15 protein-coding genes are annotated in these 15,338 nt (G+C 69.7%); 7 read left to right on the plus strand and 8 right to left on the minus strand.

The window, feature by feature from the left end; translation table 11 throughout:
* Positions 1–54: 54 nt before the first annotated feature.
* Entirely contained in the window at positions 55–759 is a 705-nt protein-coding gene (locus K9U40_RS00925; protein ID WP_282888444.1) for an XdhC family protein, read from the plus strand.
* Positions 756–2,390 carry a molybdopterin-binding/glycosyltransferase family 2 protein gene (locus K9U40_RS00930; protein ID WP_282888445.1) on the plus strand — a complete coding sequence of 545 codons (1,635 nt, stop codon included), beginning with the start codon at positions 756–758 and terminating at the stop codon, positions 2,388–2,390. The genes K9U40_RS00925 and K9U40_RS00930 overlap by 4 nt, the downstream gene beginning before the upstream one ends.
* Here K9U40_RS00930 and K9U40_RS00935 read toward each other — a convergent pair.
* A complete protein-coding gene (locus tag K9U40_RS00935) occupies positions 2,371–2,826 on the minus strand; it encodes a DUF488 domain-containing protein (protein WP_282888446.1) in 456 nt (151 codons plus the stop codon). The genes K9U40_RS00930 and K9U40_RS00935 overlap by 20 nt on opposite strands.
* A gap of 325 nt (positions 2,827–3,151) precedes the next feature.
* Between K9U40_RS00935 and K9U40_RS00940 the strand changes: the two genes are divergently transcribed.
* Positions 3,152–4,309: a zinc-binding metallopeptidase family protein gene (locus tag K9U40_RS00940; RefSeq protein ID WP_282888447.1), complete on the plus strand. Its 1,158-nt coding sequence runs from the start codon at positions 3,152–3,154 to the stop codon at positions 4,307–4,309.
* 130 nt (positions 4,310–4,439) lie between these two features.
* On the opposite strand, the gene topA is transcribed toward K9U40_RS00940, so the two are convergent.
* Positions 4,440–7,121 carry a type I DNA topoisomerase gene (gene topA / locus K9U40_RS00945; protein ID WP_282888448.1) on the minus strand — a complete coding sequence of 894 codons (2,682 nt, stop codon included), beginning with the start codon at positions 7,119–7,121 and terminating at the stop codon, positions 4,440–4,442.
* A 320-nt stretch (positions 7,122–7,441) separates the two neighbouring features.
* Between topA and K9U40_RS00950 the strand changes: the two genes are divergently transcribed.
* A complete protein-coding gene (locus K9U40_RS00950) occupies positions 7,442–7,660 on the plus strand; it encodes a hypothetical protein (protein WP_282888449.1) in 219 nt (72 codons plus the stop codon).
* Between the two features lie 21 nt (positions 7,661–7,681).
* Here the strand turns inward: K9U40_RS00950 and dprA are convergent, their stop codons facing one another.
* From dprA to K9U40_RS00970, 4 genes are all read right to left on the minus strand, one after another.
* Entirely contained in the window at positions 7,682–8,818 is a 1,137-nt protein-coding gene (dprA, locus tag K9U40_RS00955; RefSeq protein WP_282888450.1) for a DNA-processing protein DprA, read from the minus strand.
* 8 nt (positions 8,819–8,826) lie between these two features.
* Positions 8,827–9,435, minus strand: coding sequence for a glycerol-3-phosphate 1-O-acyltransferase PlsY (plsY, locus tag K9U40_RS00960; protein WP_282888451.1), 609 nt, complete (start codon positions 9,433–9,435; stop codon positions 8,827–8,829).
* A 105-nt stretch (positions 9,436–9,540) separates the two neighbouring features.
* Complete coding sequence (locus K9U40_RS00965) at positions 9,541–10,857, minus strand: dihydroorotase (protein WP_282888452.1); 1,317 nt, start codon at positions 10,855–10,857, stop codon at positions 9,541–9,543.
* Positions 10,850–11,797: an aspartate carbamoyltransferase catalytic subunit gene (locus K9U40_RS00970; RefSeq protein WP_282888453.1), complete on the minus strand. Its 948-nt coding sequence runs from the start codon at positions 11,795–11,797 to the stop codon at positions 10,850–10,852. Before K9U40_RS00970 ends, K9U40_RS00965 begins: the two co-directional genes overlap by 8 nt.
* Before the next feature lie 288 nt (positions 11,798–12,085).
* Between K9U40_RS00970 and K9U40_RS00975 the strand changes: the two genes are divergently transcribed.
* Positions 12,086–12,538, plus strand: coding sequence for a hypothetical protein (locus tag K9U40_RS00975; protein WP_282888454.1), 453 nt, complete (start codon positions 12,086–12,088; stop codon positions 12,536–12,538).
* Positions 12,539–12,625: 87 nt separating this feature from the next.
* Here the strand turns inward: K9U40_RS00975 and K9U40_RS00980 are convergent, their stop codons facing one another.
* Together K9U40_RS00980 and ruvX are read right to left on the minus strand one after the other, a co-directional pair.
* Positions 12,626–13,561 carry an AEC family transporter gene (locus K9U40_RS00980; protein ID WP_282888455.1) on the minus strand — a complete coding sequence of 312 codons (936 nt, stop codon included), beginning with the start codon at positions 13,559–13,561 and terminating at the stop codon, positions 12,626–12,628.
* Positions 13,562–13,895: 334 nt separating this feature from the next.
* Positions 13,896–14,426: a Holliday junction resolvase RuvX gene (ruvX, locus tag K9U40_RS00985; protein ID WP_282888456.1), complete on the minus strand. Its 531-nt coding sequence runs from the start codon at positions 14,424–14,426 to the stop codon at positions 13,896–13,898.
* 236 nt (positions 14,427–14,662) lie between these two features.
* Between ruvX and K9U40_RS00990 the strand changes: the two genes are divergently transcribed.
* Positions 14,663–14,905, plus strand: a complete 243-nt coding sequence (locus tag K9U40_RS00990) for a type II toxin-antitoxin system ParD family antitoxin (protein WP_282888457.1) — start codon at positions 14,663–14,665, stop codon at positions 14,903–14,905.
* A 65-nt stretch (positions 14,906–14,970) separates the two neighbouring features.
* Positions 14,971–15,309: a type II toxin-antitoxin system RelE/ParE family toxin gene (locus tag K9U40_RS00995; protein ID WP_282888458.1), complete on the plus strand. Its 339-nt coding sequence runs from the start codon at positions 14,971–14,973 to the stop codon at positions 15,307–15,309.
* Positions 15,310–15,338: the final 29 nt, after the last annotated feature.

The raw sequence follows: 15,338 nt of genomic DNA on the forward strand, positions 1-15,338 counted from the left end.
GGAAGATGATGCAGCCGGCGCCGCCGGCCGCTCCCTCAGGGAGGATGCCCACCCATGCGCCTCGACCTTCTGGCGGCCCTCAACGCGGAACGCGCTGCGCGGCGGGCCTGCGTGGTGGTGACGGAGCTGGAGAGCGGAGCCCAGCGCCTGGTCGGGCTCGATCGGGTGGATGCCGACCCGCTCGCCGGCCCGATCCGCGAGGCGCTCGCTGCCCGGCGCAGCCGCCTGGTGGGGGAGGGGGCGAAGCGGGCCTTCCTCGCGGTGGAGCTGCCGCCGCCGCGCATGCTGGTGATCGGCGCGGTGCATATCTCCCAGGCTTTGGCGCCCATGGCGCGGCTCACCGGCTTCGACCTGACCATCATCGACCCGCGCACCGCCTTCGCCACGCCCGAGCGCTTCGGTGACGTACGGGTGATCGCGGAATGGCCGGAGGTGGCCTTGCCGGCCTATGGCCTCGATCCCTTCACCGCCCTCGTCGCTTTGACCCATGACCCGAAGGTGGACGAGCCGGCCCTCGTCGCCGCGCTGAAGGCGGGCTGCTTCTATGTGGGCGCGCTGGGCTCGCGCCGCACCCATGCGAAGCGGGGGGAGCGGCTTCAGGCGGCGGGACTTTCGCCGGATGTCATTGGCCGCATCCATGCGCCCATCGGCATCGACATCGGCGCGGCGAGCCCGGCCGAGATCGCGGTGGCGGTGCTGGCCGAGGTGATCCGAGCCCTGCGCTCGGGCGCGGCCCATGCGGAAGGAGTCGCGGCGTGAAGTTCGGCTCCCTGCCTTTGTCGGAGGCCGTGGGCGCCATCGCCGCCCATTCGGTGCGGCTCGACGGCGGTGTCATCAAGAAGGGCACGCGGCTCGGCCCGGCCGAGATCGCGCGGCTCGCGGCCGCCGGCTTCCGCGAGGTGGTGGCGGCGCGCATGGAGCCGGGCGACATGGCGGAAGACGCCGCCGCCCGGCTCTTGGCCGAGGCGGTGGCCGGTCCCCATGTGCGGGCGGATGCCGCCTTCACCGGCCGCGCCAACCTGTTCGCCCGGTCGGCCGGGGTGCTGCGCGTGTCGGACGCGGCGCTCGATGCCTTCAACGACGTGAACGAGGCCATCACCCTCGCCACCTTGCGCGATTTCACGCCGGTGGCGGCCGGCGACATGGTGGGGACGGTGAAGATCATCCCCTATGCGGTGCCGGCCCGGCTGGTGGAGGCGGCCGAGCGGGCCTCGGAAGGCCTCCTGTCGGTGGCGCCGTTCCGGCTGAAGCGCGTGGCGGTCATCTCCACCCTGCTGCCGGGCCTCGCCGACAAGGTGGTGGCCAAGACCCTCGCGGTCACCCGCGCGCGCCTCGCCCCCGCCGGCGCCGGGATGGTGTCCACCGACACCGTGGCCCATGACACGGCAGCCCTGGCGCAGGCCATCGGGCGCGCGGCGGCCGCGAGGGCGGAACTCGTCATCGTGTTCGGCGCCTCGGCCATCGCCGACCGCAACGACGTGATCCCCGCCGCGCTCGTCGCCGCCGGGGGCGAGGTGGTGCGGCTCGGCATGCCGGTGGATCCCGGCAACCTGCTGATGCTCGGCCGGCTCGGCGTCATGCCCGTGCTCGGAGCGCCCGGCTGTGCCCGCAGCCCGAAGGAGAACGGCTTCGATTTCGTGCTCATGCGCCTCCTCGCCGGCCTCGAGGTGACCGGCCGCGACATCGCCCGGCTCGGGGCGGGCGGCCTGTTGTCGGACATCGCGATCCGGCCCCATCCCAGGGCCGAGGCCGATGCGGGGCAGGGCTTCGCCGCCGTCATCCTCGCCGCCGGGCGCAGCGCGCGCATGGGGCAGGGCATCAACAAGCTGATGGAGGAGGTGGGCGGCGTGCCGGTGATCCGCCGGGTGGCGGAGGCCGCGCTCGCCTCGATGGCGCGGCCGGTCATCGTCGTCACCGGCCATGAGCGCGGGCGGATCGCCGATGCGCTCGAAGGGCTCGACGTGACCTTCGCGCACAATGCGGAGCACGCCACCGGCATGGCCTCCTCCCTGCGCGCGGGCATTTCGGCGGTGCCCGAAACCGCCGCTGGTGCGCTGGTGGTGCTCGGCGACATGCCGCTCCTCGCGCCGCAGGTCATCGACCGGCTCATCGCCGCCCACGACCCCGACGCCGGCCGGCTCATCTGCGTGCCGGTGGAAGGCGGCCAGCGGGGCCATCCCGTGCTGTGGTCGCGGCGCTATTTCGCCGATCTCGGCGCGCTGGAGGGCGATGTGGGCGCCCGGCACATCCTCGCCGCCAACCAGGATGTGGTGGCGGAAATCGCCGTTGAGGGCGCCGGCGCGTTCCTCGACGTGGATACGCCGCAGCTCCTCGCCCAGGCGCGGGCGGCGGCGGATGAGGAACGGGAGGTCAGAACGGAGCCGGCATGAGGTGGGTGACGCCGATGTCGAGCCGTTCGCACATCCACTGGGCGAGCCGCAGGCGGTGGCAGCCTTCCACATGCCGCTCGTAGCACAGCAGGCAGATGCGCCGGCCCTTGGCGAGGGAGGCCAGCTCCTCCAGCGCCGCCTGCGCCGGGGCGGTGGCAAGGTGGGCCTCGTAGATGCGCATGAGGGCCTCGTGGTCGCCGCCGCGCGCCGCGAGCCGGCCTTCCTTGGGCGTGCCCAGCGCCCGCAGATGGACATAGGCGATGCCGTGCTCGGCGATGCCCGCCGCCAGCGCCGTCTTGGAAAAGCCGGGACGGCGGGAGGCCGCGACCGCGCGCACGTCCACCAGAAGATCAACCTTGGCGTCATCCAGCGCCGCCTGGAAGGCGGACGGAGTGCTCTGCTCGTAGCCGATGGTGAAGAGGTCGGTCGTGCTCATGGCGCGATCTTGCCTTGCCCGGCGGCGGCCGTCACGCGGCATGCGCCGCCGTCGGGGTGGAAGACGTAACGGTGGGGGCGTTTCCCACGCTTGCCCGGACGATCACGGACCATGCCAGCGGCCCCGCTCTTTGACCGGCGCCGAGCAGGCTTTTTCCCGACGGGCGACGAGAAATCTGATCGCCCGTTGGTATTAAGGGCCAGACGTGAGAAATTGACGCAGTTCCGGCGCAGAATCGGAACCTGCGGTCACGTCTGGGGTTCTCTCGGCGCCGGTCCCATAAAGCGTGTGCCTGAAGCACCGTGACCGCCCTTGGGAGATGAAGATGCGTTTGTTCCGCTGCGCCGTCTGCGACCAGCTTCTCTATTTTGAGAACCGCCGCTGCGAGAAGTGCGGCCATGAACTCGGCTACATCCCCGAATCCAATGAAATCACGCCCCTCGAAGTGGATGGCGACGCCTACCGATCGGTTGGTCATATCGAAGCGCGCTACAAGTTCTGCGCCAATGCCGCCCACGATGCCTGCAATTGGCTGATGCCGGCCGATCAGAAGGAGGAATACTGCCTCGCCTGCCGTCACAACCGCACGGTTCCCGACCTGGCGGTGCCTGAAAATCTGCGCAAGTGGCGCAAGGTGGAAGTGGCGAAGCATCGTCTCATCTATTCTTTGCTGCGCCTCAACCTGCCTCTGGAAAGCAACAAGGACCGCGAAGGCGGACTGTGCTTCGATTTTCTCGCCGACATGCCGGACGCCGAGACGCCGAATGTCATGACCGGGCACGACGAAGGCCTGATCACCATCGCCCTCGCCGAAGCCGACGATGCCGAGCGGGAGCAGCGCAAGAACGAGCTGGGCGAGCTGTACCGCACCGTGCTCGGGCATTTCCGACACGAGGTGGGGCACTATTACTGGAATCGCCTCGTGCGCGATGCCGGCCGGCTCGATGCTTTCCGCGCCGTGTTCGGGGATGAGAGCGTCGATTACGGCGAGGCGTTGAAGACCTACTATGCAACGGGCCCCGCGCCCGACTGGCAGATCAACCACGTTTCCGCCTATGCCACCGCGCATCCGTGGGAAGACTTCGCCGAGACCTTCAAGCATTACGTCCACATCGTGGATACGCTGGAGATGGCGGCGGCGTTCGGGGTCGAGGTGCATCCCACCCTGGACAGCACCGGCGAGCTGGACGCGCAGGTGGATTTCAATCCCTACCAGGCCTGCCCGGTGCAGCAGATGGTGGATTCCTGGCTGCCCATCGCCTTCGCGCTCAACAATCTCAACCGCTGCCTCGGCATGACGGACGCTTATCCGTTCATCCTCGGGCCGGGCGTCATCGCAAAGATCGGCTTCATCCACGATCTCGTGCACCGCCAGGTGGCGGCGGATGCGGCTCCGGCGCGGGTCGAGGTGGAAATTCCCAAGGGGCGCGGCGAGAACGAGGCGGATGCGCCCGAGGGCAAGCCCGAACCGGCGGCGGCCTGAGCCGCCCGATCCGGACGCGGTAGCCAGGCGGAAGGCCCATCGGCGGCTCCGCCTGATGAGACGAAAGGGCGAGCGCGCCGGAGCCTCGGCGCGCTCGCCCTTTCCCTTTCAAGCCTTGGCGGGGCGCGGCCTATTCGGCCGCCTTCGGCCCCTTGCTGGCACTCTTTGCCGCCGTCTTGGCCGCTGTCTTCTTGGCTGCTGTCTTCTTGGCCGCCGGCTTCTTCGCGGGCTTGGCCGGCGCATCGTCGCCGGATGCGGCGGTCTTGGCGGCGGTCTTGCGGGGCGCCTTCGTCTTGGACGGCGACAGGGCCGCCTTGGCGTCGATGAGGGCGACGGCCTCCGCGAGGGTGAACGCCTCCGGGTCTGCGGACTTGGGCAGGGTGGCGTTGACCTTGCCGTGGTTCACGTAAGGCCCGAACCGGCCCGGCCGCACGGTGACCGGCCCGCCGAGGGTGGGATGGTCGCCCAGCGTGCGCCCCGGCGTGGCCGCCCCGCGCCCGCCGCGGCCCTTGGACTGCTTCTCGGCGATCAGGGCCACCGCCCGGTTGAGGCCCACGGCGAGGATGTCGTCGCCGTCCTCGAGGTTGGCATAGGTACGCCCGTGCTGCACATAGGCGCCGTAGCGGCCGATGCCGGCGAGGATCACCTCGCCGTCGTCCGGGTGCTTGCCCACCTCGCGCGGCAAGGCGAGGAGCTTCAGGGCCGTTTCCAGGTCCACGTCCGCGGGGGCAAGGCCCTTGGGCAGGGAGGAGCGCTTGGGCTTCTCCCCGTCCTTGCCCTCTCCGAGCTGAAGATAGGTGCCGAAGCGCCCCGAGCGGAGGGTGACTTCCTCCCCGCTCTCCGGGTCCATGCCCAGCACGCGCTTGCCGTCGCCTTCGGGGGCATTCTCGCCGCCCGTGAGCGGGCGGGTGTGGCGGCATTCGGGATAGTTGGAGCAGCCGATGAAGGCGCCGAACTTGCCCATCTTCAGCGACAGCCGCCCATTGCCGCAGGTGGGGCACAGGCGCGGGTCGGTGCCGTCTTCCCGGGGCGGGAAGATGTGGGCGGTGAGCATGTCGTCGAGGGCGTCGAGCACCTGGGAGACGCGCAGGTCCTTGGTGGCCTCGATGGCGGCGTGGAAGTCCTGCCAGAAGGCGCGCAGCACCTCTTTCCAGTCGATTTCCGCCGCCGAGACCTCGTCAAGCTTCTCCTCGAGGTCGGCGGTGAAGTCGTATTCCACATAGCGCTTGAAGAAGCTTTCGAGGAAGGCGGTGACGAGCCGGCCCTTGTCTTCGGGCACGAGGCGCTTCTTGTCGAGCTTCACATATTCGCGGTCGCGCAGCACGGCGAGCACTGCGGCATAGGTGGATGGGCGGCCGATACCCAGCTCCTCCATGCGCTTGACCAGGGACGCCTCCGAATAGCGCGGCGGCGGTTCGGTGAAGTGCTGGTCGGTGAGGATGTCGCGCCGGTCGAGCTTCTCGTCGGCGCTCATGGCCGGCAGGCGGCGGCTCTCCTCGTCGTCGTCCTCGTCGTCCTTGCCCTCGCGATAGAGGGTGAGGAAGCCGTCGAACTTCACCACGGTGCCGGTGGCGGTGAGGTCCAGCGTGCGGCCGCCGGCCTTTGCCTCGATGTCGGCGGTGGTGCGCTCCAGCTCCGCCGATTCCATCTGGCTCGCCACGGTGCGGATCCAGATCAGCTCATAGAGCTTGGCCTGTTCGCCATCGAGATGGCGCGCCACGTCGCGGGGGTGACGGGAGGGGTCGGTGGGGCGGATGGCCTCGTGGGCCTCCTGTGCGTTCTTGGCCTTGGTGGTGTATTTGCGCGGCACGCCGGGCAGGTATTTCGGGCCGAACTGCTTGCCGATGGCGCTGCGGGTGGCGGCCACCGCCTCCGGTGCCATGTCCACGCCGTCGGTTCGCATATAGGTGATGAGGCCCACCGTCTCGCCGCCCACGTCCACGCCTTCATACAGGCGCTGGGCGATCTGCATGGTGCGGGCGGGGGCAAGGCCCAGCTTGCGGCTCGCCTCCTGCTGGAGGGTGGAGGTGGTGAAGGGCGGCTGCGGATGGCGCCGCACCGGCTTGGCCTCCACCGAGCGCACGCGGAAGTCGGCGCTCTCCAGCGCTGCGCGGAAGGCTTTCGCCTCCTCCGCCGTGCCCACGGAAAGGCGGGTGATCTTCTTGCCGTCGGCGCCGGACAGGCGGGCCTCGAACTCCTCGGCGCGGGGCGTCGCGAGCCGGGCCACGATGGACCAGTACTCGCGCGCGACGAAGGTCTCGATCTCGCGCTCGCGATCGCAGACGAGACGCAGCGCCACCGACTGCACGCGCCCGGCGGAACGGGCGCCGGGCAGCTTGCGCCACAGCACGGGGGACAGGGTGAAGCCCACCAGATAGTCGAGGGCGCGGCGGGCGAGATAGGCGTCCACCAGCGCCACGTCGATGGCGCGGGGCGCCTTCATGGCGTCCAGCACGGCCTGCTTGGTGATGGCATTGAAGACGACGCGCTCGACCTTCTGGTGCTTGAGCGCCTTCTTCTGACGCAGAACCTCCAGCACGTGCCACGAGATGGCCTCGCCCTCGCGATCCGGGTCGGTGGCGAGGATGAGGCCGTCCGCGCCCTTCACCGCGGCGGCGATCTCGTTGAGCCGCTTCTGCGCCTTGGGGTCCACCTCCCACAGCATGCGGAAATCCGCATCCGGATCGACGGAGCCGTCCTTGGAGGGCAGGTCGCGCACGTGGCCGTAGGAGGCGATCACCTCGTAGCCGGGACCGAGATATTTGTTGATCGTCTTCGCCTTGGCCGGCGATTCGACGATGACGACCTGCATGACGGACCGTATCTCTTCAAAGGGCCGCTGCCCCATTGCGCGGCCTCACTCAAATGGCTCCGCAGGCGAAACGATGCGTGCTCGCGCATCGTGATCCGCCCTGGGAGTGCCGGCTTCCGCGGCGCGGTCCTGATCCCCGCCGGCCGGATCGCGACACCGGGAAGCGGCCGCAACATGGGGAGCGGAACGGCGCCTGTCAAATTCCCCCGATCCCCGGATGGGCCGGAAGCATCCGATAAAGTTACAACCTGAGGTATGTTTTAATGTGAACATCAATCTATAAGAGGTGAGCGGCTTTCTGTTTCGCCGACGGACGGGCCATGACCGAAGTGTCCTCTTCTCGCCCGCGGAGCGACCCCGCCTCTGCGGCCGCCTATATCGCCACCATAGCGGCCGAATTGTCCCGGCTTGCCGAGAATCATGGCCTCACGACGCTGGCCTACATTCTGGAAATGGCCCGCCTCGAAGCGAAGGGCCTCGAGGACGATCCACGGGCCGGCTCCGAAGGCGGATCGTCGCGCCGGGGTGGCGGCACCTGAGGCGGCCTGCCGGGGCGGGGCCTATTTGAGCGCGACCCGCCCCGTGCCCGGCCGGTCCAGCCGGCCGGCGAGATCGAGTTCGAGCAGCACGATCTGCACCTCCGCTGCCGTGCAGCCCGACAGGCGGACCAGATCGTCGATCAGGGTGGGGACCGGCCCGAGCAGTCCGACAATACGCGCGCGGGCGTCGTCCCCCGGCATGGGGGGTGTCATGGGCGGGCCTTCCGCCTCGATGGCGTCCGGTCGCTGCCGCCCTGTCATGGGGGACAAGACGGAAATCACGTCTTCGACCTCGGTGACGAGGGTGGCACCCTGCTTCAGCAGGCGGTTGGTGCCGCCGGCGCGGGGGTCGAGGGGGGAGCCCGGCACGGCGAACACCTCGCGCCCCTGCTCGCCGGCAAGGCGTGCGGTGATCAGCGAGCCCGAGCGCTCGGCGGCCTCCACCACCACCACGCCCAGCGCCATGCCCGACACCAGCCGGTTGCGGCGCGGGAAATCGCGGGCCCGGGGCTCCCAGTTGACCGGCATTTCGGAAACGAGGGCGCCGGTCTCGGCCACCTTCGCGATCAGCCCGAGATTCTCCGGTGGATAGGGGCGGGAGAGGCCGCCGGCGAACACGCCCACCGTGCCGCCGTCGAGGCTCGCCTCGTGGGCGGCAGCATCAATGCCGCGCGCAAGGCCGGAGACCACCACCCAGCCGGCGCCGGCCAGATCGCGCGCCAGCCGCGCGGCGAAGGACCGGCCGGCCGCCGATGCGTTGCGGGCGCCGACAATGGCCACCATGGGCCGCCGCAGCACCTCGCCCCGCCCCTGGATGCAGATCAGCGGCGGGGCGTCATCCAGCTGGCGCAGGGCGACGGGATAATCGGCCTCTCCGGTGGCCACGAGCCGGGCACCCAGGCGGGCGAGGGCGGCGACCTCGGCCTCGGCTTCATCGAGGGTGGGGGTGCGGGGCGGCAGCAGCCGCCCGCCCCGGCGGGCGAGGGTGGGCAGGGCCTCCAGCGCGGCTGCGGCGCCGCCGAACTGGTTGATGAGGGCGCGGAAGGTGCGCGGCCCCACATTCTCGGTGCGGATGAGGCGCAGCCAGTCGAGCCGCTGGGCCGGCGAGAGCAGTTCGCCCGGGCCGGGGCCTGCGCCCGACGCCTTGCCTCGTGCCATGCGGCGTCCTACCCCTTCGCGCCGATCTTGCCCTCGCTCCCGTCGAGGAGGCGGCGGATGTTGGCGTGGTGCTTGATCCACAGCAGGATGGCGAGGAGCGCCAGCAGCAGCGCCAGCCGGTCGTTGACGAGGGCCGCGGCCGCCGCGACGGTCGCCACCGAGGCGGTGAGCGCCGACAGGGACGAGTAGCGGGTGAGATAGGCCGTTGCCAGCCACACCAGCGCGAACACCAGCGCCACCGGCCAGGCGAGGCCCAGCGTGACTCCCAGGAAGGTGGCGACGCCCTTGCCACCCTGGAAGCGCAGCCACACCGGCGCGATGTGGCCGATAAAGGCGCCGAAGGCCGCGGCCATCGCGGCTGGCGCGCCAAGGAAATGGCCGGCGATCAGCACGGCCACGGTGCCCTTGAGGGCATCGAGCAGCAGCGTCGCGGCGGCGAGGTCCTTGCGGCCGGTGCGCAGCACGTTGGTGGCGCCGATATTGCCGGAGCCGATGGAGCGGATGTCGCGGGTGCCGGCAATGCGGGTGAGCAGGAGCCCGAACGGGATCGAGCCCAGCAGGTAGCCCAGCGCCAGCGCCATGAGCAGCACCGGGGCGGACGACGGGGCATCAGGCATGGGGACCTCGGAAGCGGACGGGAACGCGGGTACCGGTTCGCGTGGCGAAGACGCGTCGCAATCGGATCGTCGCCCATGGGGAGGCGATGGGCGGGCGTGGGTGCATCAAACGTATTCGTACACGGTCGCACCGGCAACGATGGTGCGCTGCACCCGCCCGTCGAGCCGGGCTTCGTCGAACGGCGTGTTGCGGCAGCGCGACTTGAGCATGGAGGGATCCAGCACGTAGGGCATGCCGGGGTCGAACACGATCACGTCCGCCGGAGCGCCGGGGCGCAGCGTGCCGGCATCGAGGCCGAGGATCTCCGCCGGGCGGGTGGAGAGGGCGGCCAGCAGGTTCACGAGGTCCACCTGGTCCGTATGCACCATGCGCAGCGCCGCCGAGAGCAGGGTTTCCAAGCCGATGGCGCCGGGCTCCGCCTCGGAGAAGGGCAGGCGCTTGCCTTCCACGTCCTGCGGCAGATGGTCGGAGACCACCACGTCGATGAGGCCCGAGGAGATGGCGCGGATCAGCGCCTGCCGGTCCTCCTCCGCGCGCAGCGGCGGGGCGAGCCGGAAATAGGTGCGGTAGGCGCCGATGTCGAGCTCGTTGAAGGAGAGATGGTTGATGGTGGCGGAGGCCGTCACCGGCAATCCGGCCTCCTTCGCGCGCTCCAGCACGGCCAGCGACTCGGCGCAGGTGAGCGCCGCCGCGTGGTAGCGCCCGCGCGCACCGGCGACGAGGCGCACGTCGCGCTCCAGCACGATGGTCTCGGCCGCCTTGGGGTTGCCGGAGAGGCCGAGGCGGGCGGCGAACGCGCCCTCGTTCATGGCCCCCTGCGACATGCTCGCATCCTCGGTGTGATGCACCAGGAGCGCGTCGAAGTCGCGGGCATAGGTGAGGGCGCGGCGCAGCACCTGCGCGCTTGCCACCGAGCGGTAGCCGTCGGTGAAGGCGACGGCGCCGGCGGCCTGCAGCAGGCCGATCTCGGTCATCTCCTCGCCCCTGAGGCCCTTGGTGATGGCCGCCATGGGGTGCACCCGCACCACAGCCGTGTCCCGCGCGCGGCGCAGGATGAAGTCCACGATGGCGGGATCGTCCACCGCCGGGTCGGTGGTGGGCTGGCAGATGATGGTGGTGACGCCGCCGGCCGCCGCCGCGTGGCTGGCGGAGGCCAGCGTCTCGCGATGCTCGGCGCCGGGCTCGCCCACGAAGGCGCGCATGTCCACGAGGCCGGGCGCCACCACGGCGCCCTTGCAGTCCACCACCTCGGCGCCCTCTGGCACGCCCGCGGCGGCGATGCCGAAGCCGGCATCCTTGATGACGCCGTCGGCGAGATAGACATCGCCGTGGAAGTCCGAGCCGTGCGAGGGGTCGATGACCCGCGCATTGACGAGCAGCAGCGGGCGCGGATCGCGGAAGGCGGGACGGCCGTTACGCATTGGGCAGCTTCCGGGCGAGGGTGTCGAGCACGGCCATGCGCACGGCGACGCCCATCTCCACCTGTTCGCGGATGAGGGAGCGCGGGCCGTCCGCCACCGCCGAATCGATCTCCACGCCCCGGTTCATGGGGCCGGGATGCATCACCAGCGCATCGGGAGCGGCGCGGCGGAGTTTGGCCTCGTCGAGGCCGAAATAGTGGAAATATTCCTTCACCGACGGGATGAAGGAGCCGGCCATGCGCTCGCGCTGGAGGCGCAGCATCATCACGATGTCGGCGCCGTCGAGGCCTGCCTCCATGGTGCGGAACACCTCGACGCCGAGGCTCTCGATGCCGGACGGCAGCAGGGTGGAGGGCGCCACCACCCGCACCTTCGCGCCGAGGGTGTGGAGCAGGATGATGTTGGAGCGCGCCACCCGCGAATGCAGCACATCCCCGCAGATGGCCACCGTGAGCCCCTGGATCCGGCCCTTGTTGCGGCGGATGGTGAGGGCGTCCAGCAGCGCCTGCGTGGGGTGCTCGTGGGCGCCGTCGCCTGCATTCACGACGCAGCAGTCCACCTTGCGCGCCAGAAGGGCCACCGCGCCGGACGCATGGTGCCGCACCACCAGGATGTCGGGGTGCATGGCATTGAGCGTGATGGCGGTATCCACCAGCGTCTCGCCCTTCTTCACGGAGGACGAGCCGACGGACATGTTCATCACGTCCGCCCCGAGCCGCTTTCCGGCGATCTCGAAGGAGGACTGGGTGCGGGTCGATGCCTCGAAGAACAGGTTGATCTGGGTGCGGCCGCGAAGCGTGGTGCGCTTCTTCTCGACCTGCCGGTTAAGTTCGACGAACTCCTCGGCAAGGTCGAGCAGACCCGTGATCTCGCTGGCAATGAGGCCTTCGATGCCGAGAAGGTCCCGGCCGGAGAGGGTGAAGGCGGAGGCGGCATGCATGGCAGGCGGCAGGCATAGACGCACGCGGCCCGCCGGGCAAGGGAAGCGGTGCGGGAGCGGCAAGCTTTTGGTCGGAGAAGGCGCCGGCCTGTGCCTGCCGGAGGGCGGCGGCGCGGCGCGGGAGCTTCAGGAATCGTTCATCATTCGTGCACAAGTCTCCCCGGAAACACCCGCGCTGCGCCACACTTTGGCACGAAGTTTCTTCGAGCCTGAAAGGGGACCGGAACTGCCGGTTTCAGAGTTTGTGCATCCCGGGCCCATGGCCCGCGACGTTTGGGAGTGGGTCTCATGTCATCTCTCCTCCGGGCGAAGCTCGTGGCGCTGGCCGTGGCGGCCGCCGCTGCCACAGGCGGGGTATCGACGGGTCATGCCGCTGCCATCGGCACCGGCGCGCTCGCGCTCGCGCCGGACCAGGCCGCCTCCGTCACCGATGTCGGATACTGGCATCGCGGCCGGTATTATGGCGGGCCCTATCGCGGCCCTTACCGGGGCGGCTGCTGGAATTGCGGCGGCGGCAACGGTGCGGCGGTGGGCGCGGGCGTCGCCCTTGGCATTCTCGGCGCGGCGGCCATCGCCGGCGCCGCCTCCGCCGCGCCGCCCCCGCCGGTGGTCTATTATGAAGAACCGCCGCCGGTCTATTACGAGCCCGCGCCCCGCGTGTACCTGGAGCCGGCCCCGCAGCCGCGCAGCTGCTGGGTCACCACCGGCCCGGGCGGCGCCGGCTACTGGTCGCCCTGCTGATCGGGTAGGGCCGGATAGGTCAGGATTCGGAAGGGCGGCTTCGGAAGGGCGGTTTGGGCCGCCCTTCCTGCGTTCGGGACCCGAGGTTCAGGCGAGGAGCTTGGCCACCGCCACCACCACAGGCAGCGTGAACGCCGCGGCGACGATCTGGAGGGTGAGGATTTCCGCCAGCAGCGGCGCGTCGCCGCCCATCTGGCGGGCGAGCACATAGCCGTTGGGCGCCGACGGGACGGCGGCGGTGATGGCCACGACGATCAGCTCGGTGCCCGAAAGGCCGAAGGCCAGCGCCAGCAGGAGCGCGATGGCCGGCTTCACCAGCAGCTTCAGGCCGAGGCTGGCGAGGACGATGGGGCGCGGCCGTGCCAGCCGGTCCAGCACCAGCCCGCCGCCCACCACCAGCAGTCCGAGGGCGAGGGAGGCGCGGCCGAGGATGTCGCCGAACTCCAGCAGCACACCGGGTACCGGGAAATGGGTCGCGTTCAGCGCCGCCCCGGCCGCGCAGGCCCAGATGTAGGGATTGCGCGCCAGTTGCTCGGCCACATAGGCGAAGGTGGGCGGATGGCGGCCCGAGAAGCTGGCCAGCACCAGCACCGAGATCACGTTCACCACCGGGATCATGGCCACCAGAGCGAGCGCCGCGATGGTGATGCCGGCCGCGCCGTAGAGCCCGCCGGCCACGGCCAGCACGATATAGGTGTTCCAGCGCACGGCGCCCTGGAACAGGGAGGTGAAGGCCGGACCGTCCGCCGCCAGCGCCGCGATCAGGGGCCGGTGGACGAGGAGGATCAGGCCCGAGAGCGCCACCACCGAGCCGATGAGCGCCCCGCCGACCGCCAGAACGTTCACCTTGCTGAGATCGGCCTTCACCGCCGAGACCATCAGCAGGGCCGGGAACAGCACGAAATAGGTGAGTTTTTCCAGCGCCGCCCAATGGGCGGCATCCTTCAGCAGGATCCGGCGCAGCACGGCGCCCAGCGCGATGATGAGGAAGACGGGTGCGAGCGCGCTGAAGATGAGATCCATGGGCCGACGCATAGCGCGCCTGCCGTCCGGCGGCAGGCAATTGGTTCCTCCCAAGGGGCGCGTGGCCCGCCGGGGTCCCCACCTTTAGAGCGTTTTCGAGCGGAGTGGAAACCGGTTCGCGTGAAGAAAACCCGTCTGCACAATGAGATGGAAGCGTTTCCCCGATTCCGTGAAGGTGGAAACGCTCAGGAGCATCTTGCGGCCCCGTGGATGCCCGTCCGGCGGAAAATGCGTCGGAACAGACCCCTGTTCTGATGGCCGGTCAGTGGCCGTCCCAAAGCGGGACAGGCCGGCGCCCCTTGCCGGAACGGCCGGGAAACAGGTGGGGATCGAATCAGTCGTCCGGTCCGGTTTCGCCTTCGTTCCCGGCCGGGCGCGGCGCATGGCGGGACAGGAAGCCCAGCGCCCCTTCCAGGATGAAGGCGGCGGCATGCTGGTCCACCACGGCGGCGCGGCGGGCGCGGCTGACATCGGCGGAGATCAGGGCGCGCTCCACCGCCGCGGTGGACAGGCGCTCGTCCCAGAGCGCGATGGGCAGCGGCGTGAGGCGGGCGAGGTTGCGGGCGAAGGCCCGGCTCGCCTGTGCGCGGGGGCCTTCGGAGGCGTCCATGTTCAGCGGCAGGCCGAGCACGAAGCCCACCGCCCGCCGCTCGGCCACCAGCTGGAGCAGGCGCTGGGCATCGGCGGTGAACTTGGTGCGCTTCACCGTTTCCACCACAGTCGCCACCCGGCGATCCGGATCACAGGAGGCGACGCCGATGGTCTTGGTGCCGAGATCGAGCCCGAGCAGCGCGCCGCGTGGCGGTAGCAGCGGCGCGATGTCGGCCAGCGGACCGATGGGGGCGGGGGAGGAGGGGTGCGTCATTGCGTATGGCTAGAGCATTTTCGGGCGGGGGTGAAATCGCGGCGTGCACAGTTGGTACGAGAGGAGGACGGCCCGTTGTCCGACTGCTCGAAAAGAGAACGCGTCGTCCGATCGGCGCGTGATCTCGCATCGTCGGGTGCCGCTTGCCTTGATCTGGCTGCGACCCTCGGGTTGGCAGTGGCTTGCAGTGGACGATGAAGGTTTGGTATTTTCGTTTTGTTCTCAGGGTAAATGCAATGTCGCACACGAAATCCATCTCCCTCGGCGATCATCAGGCTGCTTTCGTGGATCGCCAGGTTGCGGCCGGGCGCTTCAGTTCGGCGAGTGATGTGGTGCGCGTGGCCTCAGAGCTTCTGGAAGAACAGGAGGGCAAGCTCGACCGCCTGAGGACGGCTCTCTCGGAGGGCGAGGCCAGTGGGGCGGGTGAGCCATTCGATATCGCCTCCTTTCTGGCGGAAAAACGCTCCTCCCAGCCCTGAGTGATCGAGGTGACGGACGTTCGACTCACGCTGACGCCGAAGGCACGTGAGGATCTGGATGGCATTTGGCGGTATTCGACCGACCGATGGGCGTCACCAAGGCCGAAGCTTATGTGCGGCTGATCGCTGAAGCGCTTGACATGCTCGCGCGTGACCTCCGCGGCGGCATGCGCGCCGACCATGTCCGACCGGGCTATTTCCGCCACCTGATCGGCTCACACGTCGTTTTCTACAGATTCCCGCACGACGGGGTTCTGGAGGTCGTGCGTATTCTGCACCAGCGCATGGATGTGGCGCGTCATCTTCAGCGGGTGATTCAAGCCCCCGACGTTTGGCCGCCGCCGGCATTGTCCGGCAAGCGAACCATGTTCCAGGCCTTCCGACAGGGACGGTGCGATCTGTAGGGGGCTTTCCCCGCCCACCTTCCGCCGCA

This window comes from Xanthobacter autotrophicus (assembly GCF_030015065.1).
GTDB classification, from domain to species: domain Bacteria; phylum Pseudomonadota; class Alphaproteobacteria; order Rhizobiales; family Xanthobacteraceae; genus Xanthobacter; species Xanthobacter autotrophicus_D.